Source organism: Sporofaciens musculi (assembly GCF_009830285.1).
Taxonomy (GTDB): domain Bacteria; phylum Bacillota; class Clostridia; order Lachnospirales; family Lachnospiraceae; genus Sporofaciens; species Sporofaciens musculi.
Genome location: NZ_WUQX01000001.1, coordinates 1,731,659 through 1,749,681 on the forward strand (window position 1 = coordinate 1,731,659; position 18,023 = coordinate 1,749,681).

Sequence of the window (18,023 nt, forward strand, 5' to 3'; positions counted from 1 at the left end):
AAGGAGGTATATAGAGATGAAGAAGAAATTTTTGATGCTGTTGATGGCAGGGATGCTTGGTGTATTTTCTCTTGCCGGATGCAGTTCATTTGAAGAAGATGAAGTAGTTATGACGGTGGGAGAACAGAAGGTTACGGCTGACATTGCGAATTTTTATGCAAGGTATGTGCAGGCCCAGTATGAGACTTACTATTCAGCGTATTTGGGAGAGGATATGTGGAACAGTGAGGCGGCTGAGGGGAAGACCTATGAAGAATCTGTAAAGGATTCGGTGCTTGAGAGTCTGGAGGATATGGTGGTTCTGGAAGCCCATATGAAGGATTATGACATGTCTCTTTCCGATGAAGAAAAGAAGATCATAGAGGATGCTGCCAAGAAGTTCGATTCTGTGAACGCGCTGGAGGATAAGGAGAAGGTGTCTGGCTCTGAGGAGACGGTAAAGCGTGTCATGACACTGATGGCAATTCAGAAGAAGATGCAAAGTAAGATTCAGGAGGGCGCTGATACGGAGGTATCAGACGAGGAAGCTGCACAGAAGAGTATGCAGTATGTGTTATTTTCCTATAAGACAAAGGATGAGGACGGTAATACCAAGGACATGACCGATAAGGAGAAGAAAGAGGTTGACAAAAAGGCGGAGGAATTTGCCAAGGGCGTGAAGGATGCCGAGGATTTTGAAGCCTATGCCAAGGAGAAGGAGTTGGAGGTAGAAAAAGGCACCTTTGATTCCGAGTCAAAAAGTCCGGCGGAGGCTCTGATTAAGGAAGCAGACAAGCTAAATGAGGGAGAGATTACCGGTGTTGTAAAGTCGGACTATGGCTGTTATGTGGCAAAGGTCACAAGTATGCTGGACCGTGAGGCGACGGACGCAAGGAAGGATACCATTGTGAACGACAGAAAGCAGGAGTTGTATGCCGATACTTGTAAGGAGTGGCGCAAGGATGCGGATATTAAGGTGGATCAAGAGGTCTGGAAGAAGATAGATTTCAAAGATCTTAAGGTTACCATAAGAGAAGAAGTAAAAGACCCTTATTCTAATAACGTAGAGACGGACGACGTGGCGGATGCAAAGAAAGAGGCGGAGGAGAACGCCGATTAAGAGAAACTAAAATGGAAAGCTAATCTGTTGGAGGACAGACTGAGCTTTCCATTTTTATACACAGGGAATGAGCAGCTACTGCATAAAGGTGGCGAGCAGCTCATTTACCAGTTTGCCGTCGGCCTTGCCTTTTACCTTAGGCATCAGAACTTTCATAATCTTGCCCTTGTCCTTGGCTGTGGGGGCTTCCACTCCTATCTCCTTCAAAGTGGCGGAAATTACATCACGGATTTCGGCTTCATCCATCATTTTCGGCGCGTACTGCTCTAAGACAGCGAGCCGTTTGTTGCAGTCCTCAATCATCTCGGTGCGGTCGGCAGGCGTCATCTCCAAAGCTTCCTTCGTCTGCTTGATTTCCTTCATGATTACCTGAGTTTCTTCTTCTTCAGTCAGGTCGTCCCGTTTGTCGATTGCTTTATTCTTAAGGGCGGCAAGCAGCATAGACAGTGTTTCCTTGGTTTCTTTGTCGCCGGCTTTCATGGCCTTGACCATATCGCCGCGGACTTCTTCGATTTTACTCATGTGAATCCCTCCTTGTATTTGCAGCCAATCTGCCAGACAGACTGCTGGTTTGGTTCCTCATTATTATACAGAAGTATGGGGGAAATATCCAGTAAAAATTAGTTATTCAATCACGAAATCACCGTATTCGCGCAATATCTATTGAATACTCCATGGAAGTTTGTTACCATAGGTTCAACAGAAAGGAAGTGAATATATGGTGATGCAGGACAGTTATATTACGATTGCCTGGCTTGGGCTTCTGATCATTCTGCTGGTTATTGAGATCATCACCGTGGGTCTTACGAGTATCTGGGCGGCCGGCGGTGCGCTGGCGGCGCTGATCTTGAATATCCTGGGGCTTTCCCTGGTGTGGCAGGTCGTCGCATTCTTTGGCGTAACCTTTGTTCTTCTTATCTTCACAAGGCCCTTTGCGGTGCGGTTCATCAATACCCAGCGGGAGAAGACAAATTACGAGGGGATTATCGGTAAGACCATCCGCATCGCAGAGAGAGTGGATAACATCAGACAGACGGGGATGGCTGTGGTGAACGGGCAGGAATGGACCGTGCGGGCAGAGGATGAGCAGGAGATTCTTGAGCCTGAGACGCTGGCCAAGGTAGTGAACATATCAGGTGTGAAACTGATTGTAAGAAAGTATGAGGAGGAATAGGAATGAGTAATGGTTTTATTGGTTTATTTGTGGTAGTTATAGTGGTTCTTATCGTTTTGATGCTTCTGATTTCCTGTATCAAGATTGTACCTCAGGCGAGGGCAATGGTTGTAGAGCGTCTGGGCGCCTACCAGGCCACATGGAGTACAGGACTTCATTTTAAACTGCCGATTATCGACAGGGTAGCAAGACGGGTTGACTTAAAAGAGCAGGTTGTAGATTTCGCACCCCAGCCGGTAATCACAAAGGATAATGTTACCATGCGGATTGACACGGTTGTATTCTATCAGATTACAGACCCGAAGATGTTCTGCTATGGTGTGGCGAATCCTATTATGGCGATTGAGAATCTGACGGCAACGACCCTGCGTAACATTATCGGTGATTTGGAGCTTGACCAGACATTGACCTCCAGAGAGACCATTAATACGAAGATGCGCGCATCCCTTGACGTGGCTACAGACCCCTGGGGAATCAAGGTAAACCGTGTAGAGTTAAAGAACATTATTCCGCCGGCAGCGATTCAGGATGCCATGGAGAAGCAGATGAAGGCAGAGCGTGAACGCCGTGAGGCAATTCTTAGGGCGGAAGGTGAGAAGAAGTCAACCATTCTTGTGGCGGAAGGTAACAAGGAGTCGGCAATTCTGGATGCAGAGGCGGAGAAGCAGGCGGCCATCCTGCGTGCAGAGGCCCAAAAGGAAGCCATGATTCGTGAGGCCGAAGGTGAGGCGGAAGCTATTTTGAAGGTACAGAAGGCCAATGCAGACGGTATCCGTTTCCTGAAGGAAGCAGGAGCGGATGAGGCGGTACTGACCATGAAGAGTTTGGAAGCATTCGAGAAAGCGGCAGACGGTAAAGCGACGAAGATTATTATCCCGTCAGAGATTCAAGGAATTGCAGGACTGGTTAAGAGCGCCAAGGAGGTTATGGCAGAGTAAGTCTTTGGCAGCAGAAGGAGGCGGCAGTATGACACACGTATTGATTCTGGAGGATGACAGGGCTTCATTGGAAGCCCTAAAAAAGATACTGACAGAGTATTCAGAGAATATCTGTGTTCATGCTGCTTCTTCTTATGAAGAAGCAAAAGAATTTTTGGCTATGAACATCCGATATGGATTATTCCTGCTGGACGTGAATTTAGGCGGTGAGAATCGGGAGGATATTGGAGGAATTTTGTTTGCAAGAGAGCTGAGGGAACAATTCCGTTATACATTTACTCCGGTTGTCATGGTCACTTCCGTAGGAGCCATGGAAATGCAGGCATACAGGGAATTACACTGTTATCAGTACATTATGAAGCCCTTTCATCCAGAACAGGTAAGAGAAGTGGTGAGGAAGGTGCTTGACCAGGAGAAACAGGAGGAACCGCCTTCAATTATGGTAAAGCGGGACGGCGTCAATTATCAGGTCAGATGCGAGGATATCCGCTACATAGAGGCAGTACACAGGGGGGTCTGCCTTCATATGAAGGGGGAGGACTGGAAAGTGCCTTATGTGACGCTTAAGCAGATTCTGTTAAAGGTACCGGAAGGGATGTTTCTGCAATGCCATCGAATATTTGCCGTAAACCGGCGGGAGGTGGAGTACTTCGATACAGTAAACCGTATCGTGAAGCTTAGGGACTGTGGGGATGTGATTGAGATTGGAGTCACATATAAAGCGGAGATAGGGAGGCTTGTGAGTGGCTAACTGGGCGAGAAAATTTTTATACCGTATCTTCTGTGTCCTTGCGATGCTGGTGTCAGTATATCTTATTGTGGATTTTCTGGTCAGCGGCACGTTTGACTATCGGATATTTACTATGTTCCTGCTGCTTACCGTGGTGGAAATCTGGGGGATTATTGACTGGAGAAGAAACTATCTCCTGATGCAGCAGAAGGAATCAGAGCTTAAGCTTTATAAGCATTATATCCGTCCCCTGGAGGAGTTAGTCAAGGAGATACGGGCCAAGCAGCATGAGTTTGATAACCATGTCAATGCAATATTGAATATGCATCTGACAGTGAACGATTACGAGGAGCTGGTGGCGCGTCAGTCGGCATATATTACAGAGGTAATTCGGGATGACGACAGCAGGAGATATCTGCCCCTTCTTCGTATCAGCGATAAGGTGCTGGCGGGCTTCCTCTATAGTAAGATTGTCCGCGCCCCGTCCTTTATTAAGACGGAGGTGGAGGTAAAGAGCCTTGAGATTATCTCCGGAATCTCAGAGCATCATCTGATTGAGATTGTGGGTACGCTGGTGGATAATGCTTATGAAGCATGTACAAAGGAAATGAATCGTGTAGTGATGGAACTGGATTCAGAGAATGACAGATTGGTTTTTCTGATTAAGAATCAGCTGCAGGGCATGAAGCTTAAGAATATCCACAGATTTTTTGAGAAGGGCTATTCAACCAAGACGGATTCTGACCGCCATGGTCTGGGACTTTATAATGCCAAGATGCTGATTGGACGGTATCATGGGGAGATTGTTGTGAGTATGGAGAAGATGAACGGGGCGGATTTTATCTGTATGAAAGTGGTTGTGTAATTAAAAATTTTCAAACTTTTTTGTGTCAACTCCTATTTTTGTGCTACAATTAAGAAAATGGAAGTTCAAAGAGAGGAGAAGAACTATGAGGAACCACGAGGTAACAAGGAGGCAGCCCTTATTAAAGGAGGACGGCTCCCTGCGGGAAGCGGGATGGTCCAGACAGTTAGTCCAGTGTTATGACCGTACCAAGATTAAAGCGCCGGCATTTCGTATCAAGGAGTGGGATTATTATCTGGTGTTAAATGAGGATTTTGCAGGCGCGTTTACCGTTTCGGACGACGGTTACATCGGTTTGCAGTCTGTGTCCCTATTGAATTTTAAAGAGGGATGGGAGCACACAGAGACAATTCTTAATCCATTTCCCATGGGAAGGCTTCATATGCCGTCCACCTCAAAGGAGGGGGATACGATTTACCATGATAAGAGGCTTCACATTGAGTTTCGCAATGGGGAGGGCAGACGGAGGCTTCTGTGCAAATTTCGGAATTTCTATCAGGGAAAGGATTTTGAATGCAATATTACTCTGAGGCAGCCCCAGATGGATACCATGGTAATCGCTACGCCGTGGAAGGAAGATAAGAGGGCGTTCTACTATAACCAGAAGATTAACTGTATGTCTGCCAGCGGAAGTATGAGGTATGATGGGAAGACATATACCTTTTGTCCTGAGACGGATTTTGGAACCCTGGACTGGGGCAGAGGTGTGTGGACTTATGATAACCGCTGGTACTGGGGGTCCGGTAATTGTATGATTGAGGGTAAGCCCTTTGGGTTCAATATTGGATACGGGTTCGGGGATACTTCTGCGGCATCTGAGAATGTGCTGCACTATGACGGAAAGGCGCATAAGCTGGATGATGTGACGTTTCATATCCCAAAAGGGGATTATATGAAGCCTTGGAAATTTACGTCCAGTGACGGAAGGTTTGAGATGGATTTCCTGCCGGTGCTTGACCGGAAGGCAAAGACGGAGGCTGTGATTATTGAGACAGACCAGCATCAAGTGTTCGGGCGTATGAGCGGACAAGCGGTTCTGGACGACGGAAAGGTGATTGAAGTTAAGGATTTGATGTGCTTTGCAGAGGATGTGCATAATCGGTATTAGAGGTAGATGGGGTATAACTGATATAACAGTTTATACGCAGCATCATAAGCTTAAGAAAACGGAGGAGAACCTGTGTACAGATTCCCCTCCGTTTCATTGTTAGGGCATAATGAAAATAAAAATATATTTTTAAGTTCGTGTATTTAAGGATTATTTAATAATTTACATGTCATAATGGAAACACAAAAATGAAAAGGAGCAGCAAAATGTTTTTACGAATACTAAAAAAAGACATTAAGCGCAAGAAAACTATGAATATCATCCTGCTGATTTTTGTGATTTTGGCAGTAACATTCATGGCAAGCAGCGCAAATAACCTGATTACAGTAAGCACGGCACTGGAGAATTATTTTGAGAAGGCGGGAATACCAGATTACTGGTTTGCTACAATGAATGCCTCAGATACCGCAAGGTTTGAAGAATTTGCTAAAGAAAACGGATATGACTATTATATTTCGCAGATGATTCAGATTGAGCCGAAAAATGTCCTTATTGAAGGAAAGAAGCTTTATTATTCCAGTACGCTGGCGCTTTCAGGGCTTGGCGGAATGAAAACCTTCGATAAAAATAATGAGGAGATTACCCACATTAACGATGGTGAGATATACGTCCCTAACTTTATTTTTGTATCGCCGGAAAATGATTTTCACGAGGGTGGTAAAATATTGGTAAGTCAGAATGGAACGAGAAAGGAATTTACCATAAAGGGATACTCTAAGGATGCCCTTTTCAGTTCGGAAATGATGGGAATGACCAGGTTTCTCATTAGCGAAAAGGATGCGGCAATGTTCAGGGGAAAGGATGCCTCGATTTGCAGCGCAGTTGGGATTTACACAGATGACGCTGGCTATCGCAACCGTTTTAACGAGCTGGGCATAAATACCGTAATGTCTATTGAGCGTTCGATGGTTAAGATGATCTATATTATGGATATACTTATCGCGGCTATCCTGTTAGTCGTGAGTGTATGCCTGATATTGATTTCGATGGTTGTTCTGCGGTTTATCATCAATTTTACGATAACCGAGGAATTTCGGGAGATTGGTGTGTTGAAGGCGATTGGCATTCATAACAATCAGATCAGGGGACTGTATATTGTAAAATATCTGGCAATTTCCGTAATCGGTGCGACCCTTGGACTGCTCATTAGTTTTCCGGTTAGTAAAATAATGCTCGGCGCAGTTTCGCAAAAGATTGTAGTTTCAAGCAGAGATAATTTTTGGATAAATATTGCAGCCGCGGTTTTGGCAGGCATGAGTGTGGTATTGTTCAGCTACCTCTGCACCCGAAGAATCTGCCGGTTTTCACCCATTGATGGGATACACGGCGGCGAGACGGGGGAGCGTTATTCCCAAAAAGGAATTATACATTTAAGCAAATCAAGAATTCCGGCAGTCTTATTTTTAGCGGTAAATGATATTTTAAGCGGAATGAAAAATTACGTTTCTATGATTATTATTTTCTTACTTGGGACTTTGCTGGTAATCATTCCTGTGAACACAATCAATACGCTGTGCTCCGATGATTTAATCACAACGTTTAATATGGTAAAAAGTGATCACATCATTTCTCAGGAGCTGCTTTTCTATCCAAACCAGAACAATGTAGAGAAGGTTGAGCAGCAGTTTTACAAGGTGAGGGAAATGTTTGCCCAAAACAGAATTGATGTGAAGGTTTTTCAGGAAATATTGTTTAGAAGCAATGTACGCAAAGGTGATAAACTTACAAATTCCTTGTCTTTTCAGGGAATGGGCGAGGTAACGGCGGATATGTACATCTATTTAGAAGGCACGCCTCCTCAGAATGCTCATGAGGTTGCGCTAACCTATCTTACGGCGGAGCAGATCGGCGCAAAGATTGGAGACAGGGTGGAGATTAAGGTGGGCGAAGATACAAAGGAGTATATCGTAACCGCGATAAACCAGAGTCTGAATAATATGGGAGAGGGCGTTCGTTTTCATCCGGATGCCAAGCTTGATTACAGATATGCGGCGGGAAGCTTCGGAATTCAGGTGATTTACAAGGACAACCCGGATAAGGAGGAGCTTGCAAGACGAAAAGAGCTGCTTGAGAGACTTTTTCCTGATGGGAAAATATACACCTCCGGCGAGTATATCGGCCATATGATTGGTGATATTGTGGGGCAGCTTGACCGCTTGAAAGTATTAATCCTAATCGTTGTTTTGGGAATTAACACGCTTGTGGCTGTGCTTATGGTGAAGAGCTTTATCATCAAGGAAAAGAGTGAAATTGCGCTGCAAAAAGCCATGGGATTTCAAGATCGTTCACTCATTTTGTGGCAGAGCCTGCGTATTGGAATTGTGCTTTTAACCTCGGTAATCTTTGGGGTGCTGGTTTCTTCACCGTTGTCATCGCTGATTATCACGCCGATTTTTCAAATGATGGGAGCATACAGCATTAAGTATGAGATTAAAACGGTTGAAGTTTATATTGTCTTCCCGATGATAGTTCTTGCAGCGACGTCCTTCGCATCGTTTTTATCGGCACAAGGCTTAAGGAGAATTGTACCATCAGAAATTTCAAATATCGAATAAAGGAGAATTTTTATGACTAGTATTCTTGAAGTGAAAGACCTTTGCAAAACTTATGTAGTAAACAAAAGGCAGAATAATGTGCTGAAAAATGTGAATTTCGTGGTTTATGAGGGCGAAATGGTTGCGGTTATGGGACCTTCCGGTTCAGGAAAATCCACGCTGTTGTATGCGGTCTCAGGGATGGATCATATTACTGCCGGTGATGTGGAGTTTTGCGGCAAAAGCATCCCCAAATTAAACCAAAAGGAGCTTGCGAAGCTTCGGCTTGATGATATGGGATTTATTTTCCAACAGATGTATATGCTTAAGAATCTTTCGATTTTGGACAATATTATACTTCCTGCATGTCAGTCGGATAAAATCAAGGAAAGCCGCAAAACGACTGTGGAGAGAGGCTGCCAGCTAATGCACAAGCTTGGAATTATCGAGGTTGCGGACAACGATATTAACGAAGTGTCCGGCGGACAGCTGCAGCGCGCGTGCATTTGCAGGAGTATGATAAACCTGCCGAAGATGATTTTTGCTGATGAGCCCACAGGCGCGTTAAATAGAGCTTCTTCAGATGAGGTTATGGAAGAACTGACCAGGCTTAACAGTGAGGGTACGACGATTATGCTTGTTACCCATGATGTCAAGGTTGCCGCAAAATGTACAAGGGTTCTGTATATCGTTGACGGAAATATAAGAGGCGAGTACACAATGGAAAAATATGATAAGTTAAAACTTCGTGAGCGGGAACGTGCCCTCAACGGCTGGCTTATAGAAATGGGTTGGTGATAGCTTGATAGATGTTTTAGTTGTAGAGGATAACAAAGAATTGTCAATGGTCCTGTGTGATTTCCTGCAAGCGGAAGGCTATACGGTGTCTGCTGCCGAAAATGCCAGGAAAGCCTTGTCGCTGTATCAAAGGTACGGCGCAAGGCTTGTGGTGCTTGATATCATGTTGCCTGGGGAGGATGGATTTTCAATCTGCGAAAAAATCCGCAGGGAGAGCAACACGCCGATTCTGATTGTAAGTGCGAAAACGGGCAAGGAGGATAAACTGCTTGGGCTGAATCTTGGCGCAGATGATTACATGGAAAAGCCCTATGATATTGACATCATGCTTGCGAAAATCGGCGGAATATTTAAGCGCAGATATTCGGCAGACGGACTGATTGACGGAGATATTCGGATTAATAAAATGAACCGTGCCGTAGTCAAAAATAATTTAACCCTTGAAATGACGTCCAAGGAGTTCGAGCTATTAATACTTCTGATTGAAAACAAGGGACGCACCCTTTCCAAAGAATATATTTTCAATACAATCTGGGGCAGCGACAGCTTATCCGAGCAGCAGACCCTTACGGTTCACATAAAATGGCTGCGGCAAAAAATTGAAGAAGACCCGAAAAAACCACAGAAAATTCTGACTGTTTGGGGAGTGGGGTACAAGTATATATGAAAGCCTTCAGGAGATTATTTGCGTTGGCATTCCTTTGCATTTCTATCATTTTTATTGGTTTGAATTTACTCTTAAAAAATATGAGCGCTGTGGAAAGCGGCAGGCCATACAGGGTTGAAATCAACAGAATTGCCCTTCAAATCGAGAAAAATGGTTTTCAAAGCGTTGATTTGTCCAAGTGCGAATATGTAAACTATATTGAGGCGTTCCAAGAAGATTTTTACAATTCTGACAGCGATTATGTGATTTGTGAAATAAATGGAACGCTGTATCGCTTTGATTACGACGCAAAAAACGATACGGGAAATAAGAAAATGGTTATTATGGTTAATGGGATATTGGCGGTAATGTCTGCTTTGGTGTTCCTTATTTTACTTTATATCCAGAAAGAAATTTTGAGCCCCTTTGAACGGCTTAAGGATGTTCCATATGAGCTTTCAAAGGGGAACCTGACCTTTCCGGTCAGGGAAAATAAGAATCGGTTTTTCGGTAAATTTTTGTGGGGAATCGACATGCTGCGTGAAAGTATGGAACAGCAGAAACGGCGTGAGCTTGAGCTTGAAAGGGAAAAGAAGACGCTTTTATTATCCCTCTCCCACGACATCAAAACGCCGCTTTCCGCTATAAAATTATACGCTAAGGCGCTGTCGAGAAATTTGTATTCCGATAGGGAAAAGCAGCGTGAAACTGCAGAAAAGATAAACGAAAAGGCGGACGAAATAGAACACTATGTTTCTCGGATTATTACTGCCTCCCGTGAAGACTTTTTAAGTCTTGAAGCAGAGGACGGGGAGTTTTATTTGGGGGAGCTGGTACAAAATATTGCCGCATATTATAGTGAAAAATTAGCGTTAGTCAAGACAGAATTTATAATCGGAGAATATCAGGACTGCCTGATTTTTGGTGACTTTGACCGGAGTGTCGAGGTGCTGCAGAACTTAATGGAAAATGCAATAAAATACGGTGATGGAAAAAGGATTACCCTGGGGTTTTCCAATGATGACGAGGGCGTTTTTGTTTCAGTTGAAAACAGCGGCTGTACTCTTGCTGAATCGGATTTACCCCATATTTTTGAGAGCTTTTGGCGGGGCAGAAATTCCGAAAAAATGGAAGGAAGCGGCCTTGGTCTGTATATTTGCAGACAGCTTATGCACAAAATGAATGGGGATATTTTTGCCGAAATGAACGACGGAGTAATTGAGATTACGACTATTTTTCGTCGGGTATAGCCGGCACAAAGTTTTGCGGGGCTTCTTTTTCCCTAATATAGAATAAACCTCCAAACTGAGTAATTTTATCTTACATCAGTTTGAAGGTTTATATAATCTTCGGGATACTCCCGCCTTTTCTTCCTGTCTAACTCAAAATGACGGTCGGCTAGTCTTCCTTCACTTCTTCTTTGGCAGTATCATCTTGCGCGTCGGTATCTTCTTCGCCAGCCTGCTCAGTCTCAGCAGCCTCATCCTTGGCAGAAGCGTTCAAAGAAACGTATTCCCGATCTGCTACAGGCTTTAAGTCACTGTCAAGATCAAAGTCATTATCTTCAAATTCATCTTCAAATTCATCGTCTTCACTGGAATCTTTTTTCTTTAAATAATAGATAAGGCCTGCAATCGTTCCAGCGGCAGCAGCCAGCCCAAATAAACCTTTGCCCCATTTCTTCATAATCATTTTAACTCCTTTCAAATGTATTCTAAAATATATCATACCACACATTGCATTATTTTTCCTCTAAAATAATCATAAAATGTATAGAAATTGATGGATGAGCCCGAAAGGTATACCTGTTAGCAGCACTGGATTAATCTGTTAAATTGTGTTAAACTGTAGGATATTGTTATTTTTAAGCAAAAGGAGAGGTTGTACAATGAACAAATATGAAGCGACTGGTACGGCTAAAAAAGGGTTGTTCCGCATCATATTCAGCAGGACAGGAATCATTCTTCTTCTGGTTCTGGCACAGTTTGGAATGATGGTTTCGTCGGTTTATTATCTGCGGGAGTATCTTCCTTATATATATGGCGCGATGATTATTTTGGAGGCGGTTGTGGTAATTTATATTATCAACACCAAGGGTAATCCGGCCTTTAAAATGACTTGGATTTTATGTGTCCTGGTTTTTCCGCTGATTGGCGTGTTATTCTATGTGTTCGTGCAGATGCAGGTGGGGACGCGGTTTATGCAGAACCGGCTGTCTACCTTGCGGCTTGAGACGGCTCCCTATATGCAGCAGGACCAGGAGATTGTGGACTGCCTGCGTGCCAGTAAGTCGGCCAATGCCCAGTTGTCCTACTATCTGTCCAGGCAGTTGGGATTTCCCACGTACCGCAACACGGAGATATACTATTATCCCTTGGGAGAATATAAGTTTAAGGCAATGCTAAATGAACTTCAAAAGGCACGGAAATATATTTTCATGGAATACTTTATTGTAGAAATGGGTTATATGTGGGGGAGTATCCTGGATATCCTTAAGCGAAAGGCGGGACAGGGCGTGGAGGTCAGATTCATGTATGACGGAATGTGCTCCATCTCCATGCTGCCCTATAATTATCCCAGACAGCTTGAGAAATGGGGAATTCAGTGTAAAATATCCAATCCTATTGTTCCATTTTTGTCTACCACCCAGAATAACCGCGACCACAGAAAGATCTGTGTCATCGACGGAAAGGTGGCCTTTACCGGAGGCGTGAATCTGGGGGATGAGTATATCAACCAAAAGGAGAGGTTCGGCCATTGGAAGGATACTGCGGTGATGCTTAAGGGGGATGGTGTACAGAGCCTTACCATGCTTTTTCTGCAGATGTGGAACATAGGGGAACGAAGACCGGAGAAATATATGCGGTATCTGACGCCTAAGCGGTCAGAGCTTCATAGGGGCATGGGATATGTGATTCCTTATGGGGACAGCCCCTTTGACAATGAAAATGTGGGGGAAGAGGTGTATTTCCATATTTTGAACCATGCGAAGAAGTATGTACATATCATGACGCCTTATCTGATTCTGGATAACGAGATGATTACAACTCTTACAAGGGTTGCAAAAAGCGGAATCGAGGCTGTGATTATTATGCCTCATATTCCCGATAAATGGTATGCATTTGCCGTTGCCAAGACATACTATAAAGAGCTGATTGAAAGCGGTGTGCAGATTTACGAGTATACGCCGGGCTTTGTCCATGCAAAGGTGTTTGTGTCGGATGACGACACGGCGACGGTAGGGACGATTAACCTGGATTACCGAAGCCTGTATCTCCATTACGAGTGCGGCGTATTTATTTACAACAATCCAGAGGTGGATAAGATTGAGGCTGATTTCCAGAAGACACTGGCAAAATGTCATAAGGTAACGCTGGTGGAGGTGAAGGAGAGAAGTATGCTTACAAAGGTTACAGGGCATGTGCTCAGGCTGGTTGCACCCCTAATGTAAAAAATGCATTTTACAGGAGTGGAAAAATATAGTATAATGCTAAGTGGTTTTAAGACTCATGTAAATGATGCAGATAACGCAGGAGGAATTGATATGGTAAAAGCAGTAGTTGGCGCCAACTGGGGAGATGAAGGCAAGGGAAAGATTACGGATATGCTTGCAAAGAAAGCGGATATTATCGTGAGATTCCAGGGAGGAGCGAATGCAGGGCATACAATCGTTAATGATTATGGGAAGTTTGCACTTCACACCCTGCCGTCAGGTGTATTTTACGGTCACACGACGAGTATGATTGGCAATGGGGTTGCCTTAGATGTCCCAGTGCTTTTTAGGGAGATCCAGTCTATTGTTGACAGGGGAGTTCCGAAGCCGAAGCTCCTTGTATCGGACCGCGCCCAGATGGTCATGTCCTATCATAAGAATTTTGACGCATATGAGGAGGAACGGCTCGGTGGGAAATCCTTTGGCTCAACCAAGTCCGGTATTGCACCGTTCTATTCCGATAAATATGCGAAGATTGGTTTTCAAGTCAGCGAACTTTTTGATGATGAGTTATTAAAAGAGAAGGTAGTAAGGATTGCAAAGCAGAAGAATGTTTTGCTTGAGCATCTGTACCATAAGCCGTTAATCAGTCCAGACGAGCTGTATGGTGAGTTAATGGAATATAAGGAGATGGTTGCCCCTTATGTGTGCGATACTGCACTTTATCTGCACAATGCGCTGAAGGAGGGCAAGGAGATTCTGCTGGAGGGACAGTTAGGCTCTCTTAAGGATCCAGATCACGGTATCTATCCTATGGTAACGTCCTCCTCAACTCTGGCGGCATACGGCGCCATCGGCGCAGGGATTCCTCCCTATGAGATTAAGCAGATTATTACGGTCTGCAAGGCATATTCCAGCGCTGTGGGGGCAGGTGCATTTGTCAGTGAGATTTTCGGAGACGAAGCGGACGAGTTAAGGAACCGCGGCGGAGACGGCGGTGAGTTCGGAGCCACGACGGGACGCCCAAGGAGAGTAGGGTGGTTCGACTGTGTGGCGTCCAAATACGGCTTAAGGATGCAGGGAACCACAGATGTGGCGTTTACCGTATTGGACGTGCTAGGTTATCTGGACGAGATTCCAGTGTGTGTTGGCTATGAGGTTGACGGGGAAGTAACGACAGAATTCCCGACTACTCACCTGCTTGACAAGGCGAAGCCAGTGATTAAGAAGCTGGCGGGATGGAAGTGTGACATCAGAGGCATAAAGAATTATGATGAGCTGCCAGAGAACTGCCGCAAGTATATTGAGTTTGTAGAGGAGCAGTTGGGATATCCGATTACTATGGTGTCAAACGGACCTGGAAGAGATGATATCATCTATCGCAATTAGTATATATTGGAAATTAAAATTAGGAACTGTAGATCTGTTTTCCGCAATGGGGCGGGGTGATTTACAGTTCCAGTAATTTAGGCGGAAGAAGGGCGTAAAATATGTGTGGAATTTGTGGAATTATCGGAGAGACGAAAGATAAGGAGAAAGTACTTGCCAGAATGATGAAGGTTATGGAGCACCGCGGGCCAGACGGAGGAGATACCTATGCTTCCGACGGTGCCCTGTTAGGCTTCCGAAGGCTTAGTATTATTGATTTGGATACAGGGATGCAGCCAATGGTCAACGAGGATGGCTCCATGGCTCTGGTGTTCAACGGGGAGATCTATAACTATCAGACTCTTAGGAAGGTATTGAAGCAGAAGGGCCATGAGTTCCGGAATTCATCAGATTCAGAGGTGATTCTCCATGGATATGAGGAATACCAAAAAGAGCTTCTGGGGAAATTAAGGGGCATGTTCGGATTTGCAGTCTGGGATGACAAGAAGAAGTCATTGTTCGCGGCAAGGGATTATTTCGGGATTAAGCCCTTCTACTATGCCGTGGTTGAGAATACCCTGGTGTTTGCGTCTGAGATTAAATGTATCCTGGAATATCCTGGCTATCAGAAGAAAGTCAACGAGGAAGCGCTGGAGCAGTATCTCTCCTTCCAGTATTCAGCCCTTCCGGAGACATTTTTCAAGGGAATCTATAAACTCTTGCCCGGACATTATCTTACCTTTGAGAACCAAGAACTGAAGGTAGGACGCTATTTCGAGCCCACTTTGGACCCAGGCGCCAAGGAGAGTGAGAGTGCCATGATTGCTGAGACGAGAAAGGTTATGAATCAGTCTGTTAAGAGGCATCTCATCAGCGACGTGGAGGTAGGAAGCTTTTTGTCAAGCGGTGTGGACTCAAGCCTGATTGCCGCTTTGTCAAAATGTAACCGGACGTTTACCGTAGGCTTTGCCCATGAGGGAGATAAGTACAACGAGATTACCTATGCGAAGGAATTGTCTAAGAAGATTGGAATTGAGAACCAGTGTAAATACATTTCCAGGGAGGAGTTTAAGGAGGCAATCCCGAAGGTTATGTACCATATGGACGAGCCTTTGGCGGATGCGTCTGCGGTGGCCCTTTATTTTCTGGCCCAGGAGGCGTCTAAAAAGGTGAAGGTTGTGCTGTCGGGAGAAGGCGCAGACGAGATCTTTGGAGGGTATAACATTTACCTTGAGCCCAAGGCTCTTGGATGGAGCCGGTGGATTCCTCTTAAAGTTAGAGAAAAGTTAGCCAGTGCGGCAGAGCGTCTTCCAAGACACATGAAGGGAAGGAATTATTTGATTCGCGCGGCCCGCCCCTTAAGCGAGCGGTATATCGGAAATGCTTATATTTTCACGGCAGATGAGAGAAAGAGGCTTCTGAGAAGAAAGAAGGAAGGGCCTAAGCCTAATGAGCTGCTTAAGAAGGAGTATGACAAGATGAGAGGGCTTCCTGATTCTGACCAGATGCAGGCGTTGGATTTGGTGTACTGGCTTCCAGGGGATATTCTTTTGAAGGCGGATAAGATGAGTATGGCCCACTCCCTTGAGGTGCGGGTACCGTTTTTGGATAAGGATGTGTTTGAGGTGGCACGCCGGATTCCTCATTCCCTGAAGACCAAGAAATATACCACCAAATATGTGCTGCGCAAGGTGGCGGACGAGTATCTTCCAGAGCAGGTGGCGAAAAAGAAGAAGCTTGGCTTCCCTATTCCGATCCGCAACTGGTTTAAGGAGGAGGACTGGTATCAGCAGATTAAGACAGCATTTACCGGTGAGACGGCTGCAAAATATTTCTGCACTAAGCGTTTGGTCAGGCTTCTTGAGGAGCACCGGTCAGGCAGGGAGGACAACAGCAGAAAGATTTGGACTGTGTATGCGTTTCTGGTATGGCATCAGGTATTCTTTGAGGCATAGGATGTTAAGAATATTTCTATTTCCTTAAGAAATATCTAACCTTTCTTTTAGAATTCTGCCATAGCATGGACATATTTACCTGTTATTCTGTATATACCTTGATGGACGAAGTCCACCAACCCCTCTCCCAAGGGACACGAATTAGGGTGTGCCCTTTGGGGAGCGTTAAAAAATCAGAAGGATTAGTCATATTATGCCAGGTATGCCCATATAATAATAATGAGGGATTAGGCAGTCCTTTTGGTATGAATAGGATAGGAGGTATTACGATGCAGCAGAAAAAGGAATCAAACCACACGGAAGTAATCTCAATAGAAGAATACCTTACGAAGAGAAAAAGGCTCAGGAATTTGGATAAAAGCCAGAGATGGGGAGGAATTCCGGAGGAGAACCACGCATTGGTTCTGGTGTCCTGTCTTGTCGGTAATTAGGCAGGTTCATCTGTCTATTACATACAAGACATGATACCGGTGGAATCATAGATCTGAGAAGAAGAGGCAGGCAGCGGGAAAGCCTGCCTTTTGAATTGTCAGAAGCCGTCTTTGCCGCCGCCGTCCCCGTTCCCTTTTACCAGCCGGTATACCAGTGTAAATGCATAGAGAAGCACCGGAAGAATGATGGTACAGGCAATGGAGGCTTTCAGAAGACCTTTGGCGGCGGAGTGGTCAATCAGCGCGAAGATGAGGGTAAGGGCGTACATGGAAAAGAGCAGAAATGCACCTAATGCCGCTAAAACACGTTTGATTGTATGAGATTTTTTATTTTTCATGAGAATCATCCTTTACATCTGAATAAGACTTTAGTATATTATATAAGTGACAGAAAAAAAAAGCAATACAAAGGAGTAGTATATATTATGAGCGGTACATTGTTAGAACAGTGGAGAGGCGTGGCTTACGACCAGACAGCAGGTGCGCAGAATCTTCAAAGATTCTGGGACAAATATTTTGAGATTGAGAAGGACATCTATGAGAAGCTTCTTTCCAATCCGAATGAGGAAGTGAAGGGAACTGTAAAAGAGTTAGCAGAGAAGTACGGCCAGGACGTTATGACCATGGTTGGGTTCCTGGACGGCATTAACGAGAGCTTGAAGGTGGAGAACCCCATCGAGACCATGGAGGAGGATACAGTTGTGAGCCTTGGTTTTGACAAGGAGAAGCTGTATAAGAATATGGTAGCTGCCAAGGCGGACTGGCTCTACAACCTTCCCCAGTGGGATGCAATCTATTCGGAGGAGGAGAGAAAGAAGCTCTACAAAGAGCAGAAGGAGTCCGGCACCATCCGTAAGGAGAAGAAGATTGGGCGAAACGATCCCTGTCCATGCGGCTCTGGGAAGAAATATAAGAAATGCTGCGGGAAATAGGATTGACAAAGA

The 18,023-nt window shown here is 44.8% G+C and carries 18 protein-coding genes; 15 read left to right on the forward strand and 3 right to left on the reverse strand.

Annotation, left to right across the window (positions count from 1 at the left end; translation table 11 throughout):
* Positions 1-16: 16 nt before the first annotated feature.
* On the forward strand, positions 17-1,099 hold the full coding sequence (locus GN277_RS08565) for a peptidyl-prolyl cis-trans isomerase (RefSeq protein ID WP_159750685.1): 1,083 nt from the start codon (positions 17-19) through the stop codon (positions 1,097-1,099).
* Positions 1,100-1,174: 75 nt separating this feature from the next.
* On the opposite strand, the gene GN277_RS08570 is transcribed toward GN277_RS08565, so the two are convergent.
* Positions 1,175-1,621, reverse strand: coding sequence for a GatB/YqeY domain-containing protein (locus GN277_RS08570; RefSeq protein WP_159750686.1), 447 nt, complete (start codon positions 1,619-1,621; stop codon positions 1,175-1,177).
* A 196-nt stretch (positions 1,622-1,817) separates the two neighbouring features.
* Here GN277_RS08570 and GN277_RS08575 point away from each other — a divergent pair, with 196 nt between their 5' ends.
* From GN277_RS08575 to GN277_RS08615, 9 genes are all read left to right on the forward strand, one after another.
* Positions 1,818-2,273, forward strand: coding sequence for an NfeD family protein (locus GN277_RS08575; protein WP_330587161.1), 456 nt, complete (start codon positions 1,818-1,820; stop codon positions 2,271-2,273).
* A gap of 2 nt (positions 2,274-2,275) precedes the next feature.
* Positions 2,276-3,211 (forward strand): SPFH domain-containing protein, encoded by a 936-nt coding sequence (locus GN277_RS08580; RefSeq protein ID WP_159750687.1) that lies wholly within the window; start codon positions 2,276-2,278, stop codon positions 3,209-3,211.
* A 28-nt stretch (positions 3,212-3,239) separates the two neighbouring features.
* Positions 3,240-3,962: a LytR/AlgR family response regulator transcription factor gene (locus tag GN277_RS08585; RefSeq protein ID WP_159750688.1), complete on the forward strand. Its 723-nt coding sequence runs from the start codon at positions 3,240-3,242 to the stop codon at positions 3,960-3,962.
* Positions 3,955-4,806, forward strand: coding sequence for a sensor histidine kinase (locus GN277_RS08590; RefSeq protein ID WP_159750689.1), 852 nt, complete (start codon positions 3,955-3,957; stop codon positions 4,804-4,806). The genes GN277_RS08585 and GN277_RS08590 overlap by 8 nt, the downstream gene beginning before the upstream one ends.
* A gap of 85 nt (positions 4,807-4,891) precedes the next feature.
* A complete protein-coding gene (locus GN277_RS08595; protein WP_159750690.1) occupies positions 4,892-5,914 on the forward strand; it encodes a DUF2804 domain-containing protein in 1,023 nt (340 codons plus the stop codon).
* Positions 5,915-6,120: 206 nt separating this feature from the next.
* Entirely contained in the window at positions 6,121-8,469 is a 2,349-nt protein-coding gene (locus GN277_RS08600) for an ABC transporter permease (RefSeq protein ID WP_159750691.1), read from the forward strand.
* 12 nt (positions 8,470-8,481) lie between these two features.
* Positions 8,482-9,246, forward strand: a complete 765-nt coding sequence (locus tag GN277_RS08605; protein WP_159750692.1) for an ABC transporter ATP-binding protein — start codon at positions 8,482-8,484, stop codon at positions 9,244-9,246.
* A 7-nt stretch (positions 9,247-9,253) separates the two neighbouring features.
* Complete coding sequence (locus tag GN277_RS08610) at positions 9,254-9,913, forward strand: response regulator transcription factor (RefSeq protein WP_159756504.1); 660 nt, start codon at positions 9,254-9,256, stop codon at positions 9,911-9,913.
* Between the two features lie 23 nt (positions 9,914-9,936).
* Positions 9,937-11,142 carry a sensor histidine kinase gene (locus tag GN277_RS08615; protein WP_322101252.1) on the forward strand — a complete coding sequence of 402 codons (1,206 nt, stop codon included), beginning with the start codon at positions 9,937-9,939 and terminating at the stop codon, positions 11,140-11,142.
* A 148-nt stretch (positions 11,143-11,290) separates the two neighbouring features.
* Here the strand turns inward: GN277_RS08615 and GN277_RS08620 are convergent, their stop codons facing one another.
* Positions 11,291-11,578, reverse strand: coding sequence for a hypothetical protein (locus GN277_RS08620; RefSeq protein ID WP_159750694.1), 288 nt, complete (start codon positions 11,576-11,578; stop codon positions 11,291-11,293).
* 202 nt (positions 11,579-11,780) lie between these two features.
* Here GN277_RS08620 and cls point away from each other — a divergent pair, with 202 nt between their 5' ends.
* The 4 genes from cls to GN277_RS08640 all read left to right on the forward strand — a co-directional run bounded on the left by cls (position 11,781) and on the right by GN277_RS08640 (position 17,079).
* Positions 11,781-13,343, forward strand: coding sequence for a cardiolipin synthase (gene cls, locus GN277_RS08625; RefSeq protein ID WP_159750695.1), 1,563 nt, complete (start codon positions 11,781-11,783; stop codon positions 13,341-13,343).
* 93 nt (positions 13,344-13,436) lie between these two features.
* Entirely contained in the window at positions 13,437-14,714 is a 1,278-nt protein-coding gene (locus GN277_RS08630; RefSeq protein WP_159750696.1) for an adenylosuccinate synthase, read from the forward strand.
* Between the two features lie 101 nt (positions 14,715-14,815).
* Complete coding sequence (asnB, locus tag GN277_RS08635) at positions 14,816-16,648, forward strand: asparagine synthase (glutamine-hydrolyzing) (RefSeq protein WP_159750697.1); 1,833 nt, start codon at positions 14,816-14,818, stop codon at positions 16,646-16,648.
* Positions 16,649-16,917: 269 nt separating this feature from the next.
* Entirely contained in the window at positions 16,918-17,079 is a 162-nt protein-coding gene (locus GN277_RS08640) for a hypothetical protein (RefSeq protein ID WP_159750698.1), read from the forward strand.
* A gap of 98 nt (positions 17,080-17,177) precedes the next feature.
* On the opposite strand, the gene GN277_RS08645 is transcribed toward GN277_RS08640, so the two are convergent.
* Positions 17,178-17,417, reverse strand: a complete 240-nt coding sequence (locus GN277_RS08645) for a hypothetical protein (RefSeq protein WP_159750699.1) — start codon at positions 17,415-17,417, stop codon at positions 17,178-17,180.
* Between the two features lie 87 nt (positions 17,418-17,504).
* Here GN277_RS08645 and GN277_RS08650 point away from each other — a divergent pair, with 87 nt between their 5' ends.
* Positions 17,505-18,011, forward strand: coding sequence for an SEC-C metal-binding domain-containing protein (locus GN277_RS08650; protein ID WP_159750700.1), 507 nt, complete (start codon positions 17,505-17,507; stop codon positions 18,009-18,011).
* The last annotated feature ends 12 nt before the right edge of the window (positions 18,012-18,023 follow it).

Coding starts and splice junctions, on each gene's coding strand:
- GN277_RS08600 (WP_159750691.1), top strand. CDS start 6,121: ATGTTTTTACGAATACTAAAAAAAGACATTAAGCGCAAGAAAACTATG.
- GN277_RS08620 (WP_159750694.1), bottom strand. CDS start 11,578: ATGAAGAAATGGGGCAAAGGTTTATTTGGGCTGGCTGCTGCCGCTGGA.
- GN277_RS08630 (WP_159750696.1), top strand. CDS start 13,437: ATGGTAAAAGCAGTAGTTGGCGCCAACTGGGGAGATGAAGGCAAGGGA.
- GN277_RS08595 (WP_159750690.1), top strand. CDS start 4,892: ATGAGGAACCACGAGGTAACAAGGAGGCAGCCCTTATTAAAGGAGGAC.
- GN277_RS08565 (WP_159750685.1), top strand. CDS start 17: ATGAAGAAGAAATTTTTGATGCTGTTGATGGCAGGGATGCTTGGTGTA.
- GN277_RS08580 (WP_159750687.1), top strand. CDS start 2,276: ATGAGTAATGGTTTTATTGGTTTATTTGTGGTAGTTATAGTGGTTCTT.
- GN277_RS08605 (WP_159750692.1), top strand. CDS start 8,482: ATGACTAGTATTCTTGAAGTGAAAGACCTTTGCAAAACTTATGTAGTA.
- GN277_RS08570 (WP_159750686.1), bottom strand. CDS start 1,621: ATGAGTAAAATCGAAGAAGTCCGCGGCGATATGGTCAAGGCCATGAAA.
- GN277_RS08650 (WP_159750700.1), top strand. CDS start 17,505: ATGAGCGGTACATTGTTAGAACAGTGGAGAGGCGTGGCTTACGACCAG.
- GN277_RS08575 (WP_330587161.1), top strand. CDS start 1,818: ATGGTGATGCAGGACAGTTATATTACGATTGCCTGGCTTGGGCTTCTG.
- GN277_RS08585 (WP_159750688.1), top strand. CDS start 3,240: ATGACACACGTATTGATTCTGGAGGATGACAGGGCTTCATTGGAAGCC.
- asnB (WP_159750697.1), top strand. CDS start 14,816: ATGTGTGGAATTTGTGGAATTATCGGAGAGACGAAAGATAAGGAGAAA.
- GN277_RS08645 (WP_159750699.1), bottom strand. CDS start 17,417: ATGAAAAATAAAAAATCTCATACAATCAAACGTGTTTTAGCGGCATTA.
- cls (WP_159750695.1), top strand. CDS start 11,781: ATGAACAAATATGAAGCGACTGGTACGGCTAAAAAAGGGTTGTTCCGC.
- GN277_RS08640 (WP_159750698.1), top strand. CDS start 16,918: ATGCAGCAGAAAAAGGAATCAAACCACACGGAAGTAATCTCAATAGAA.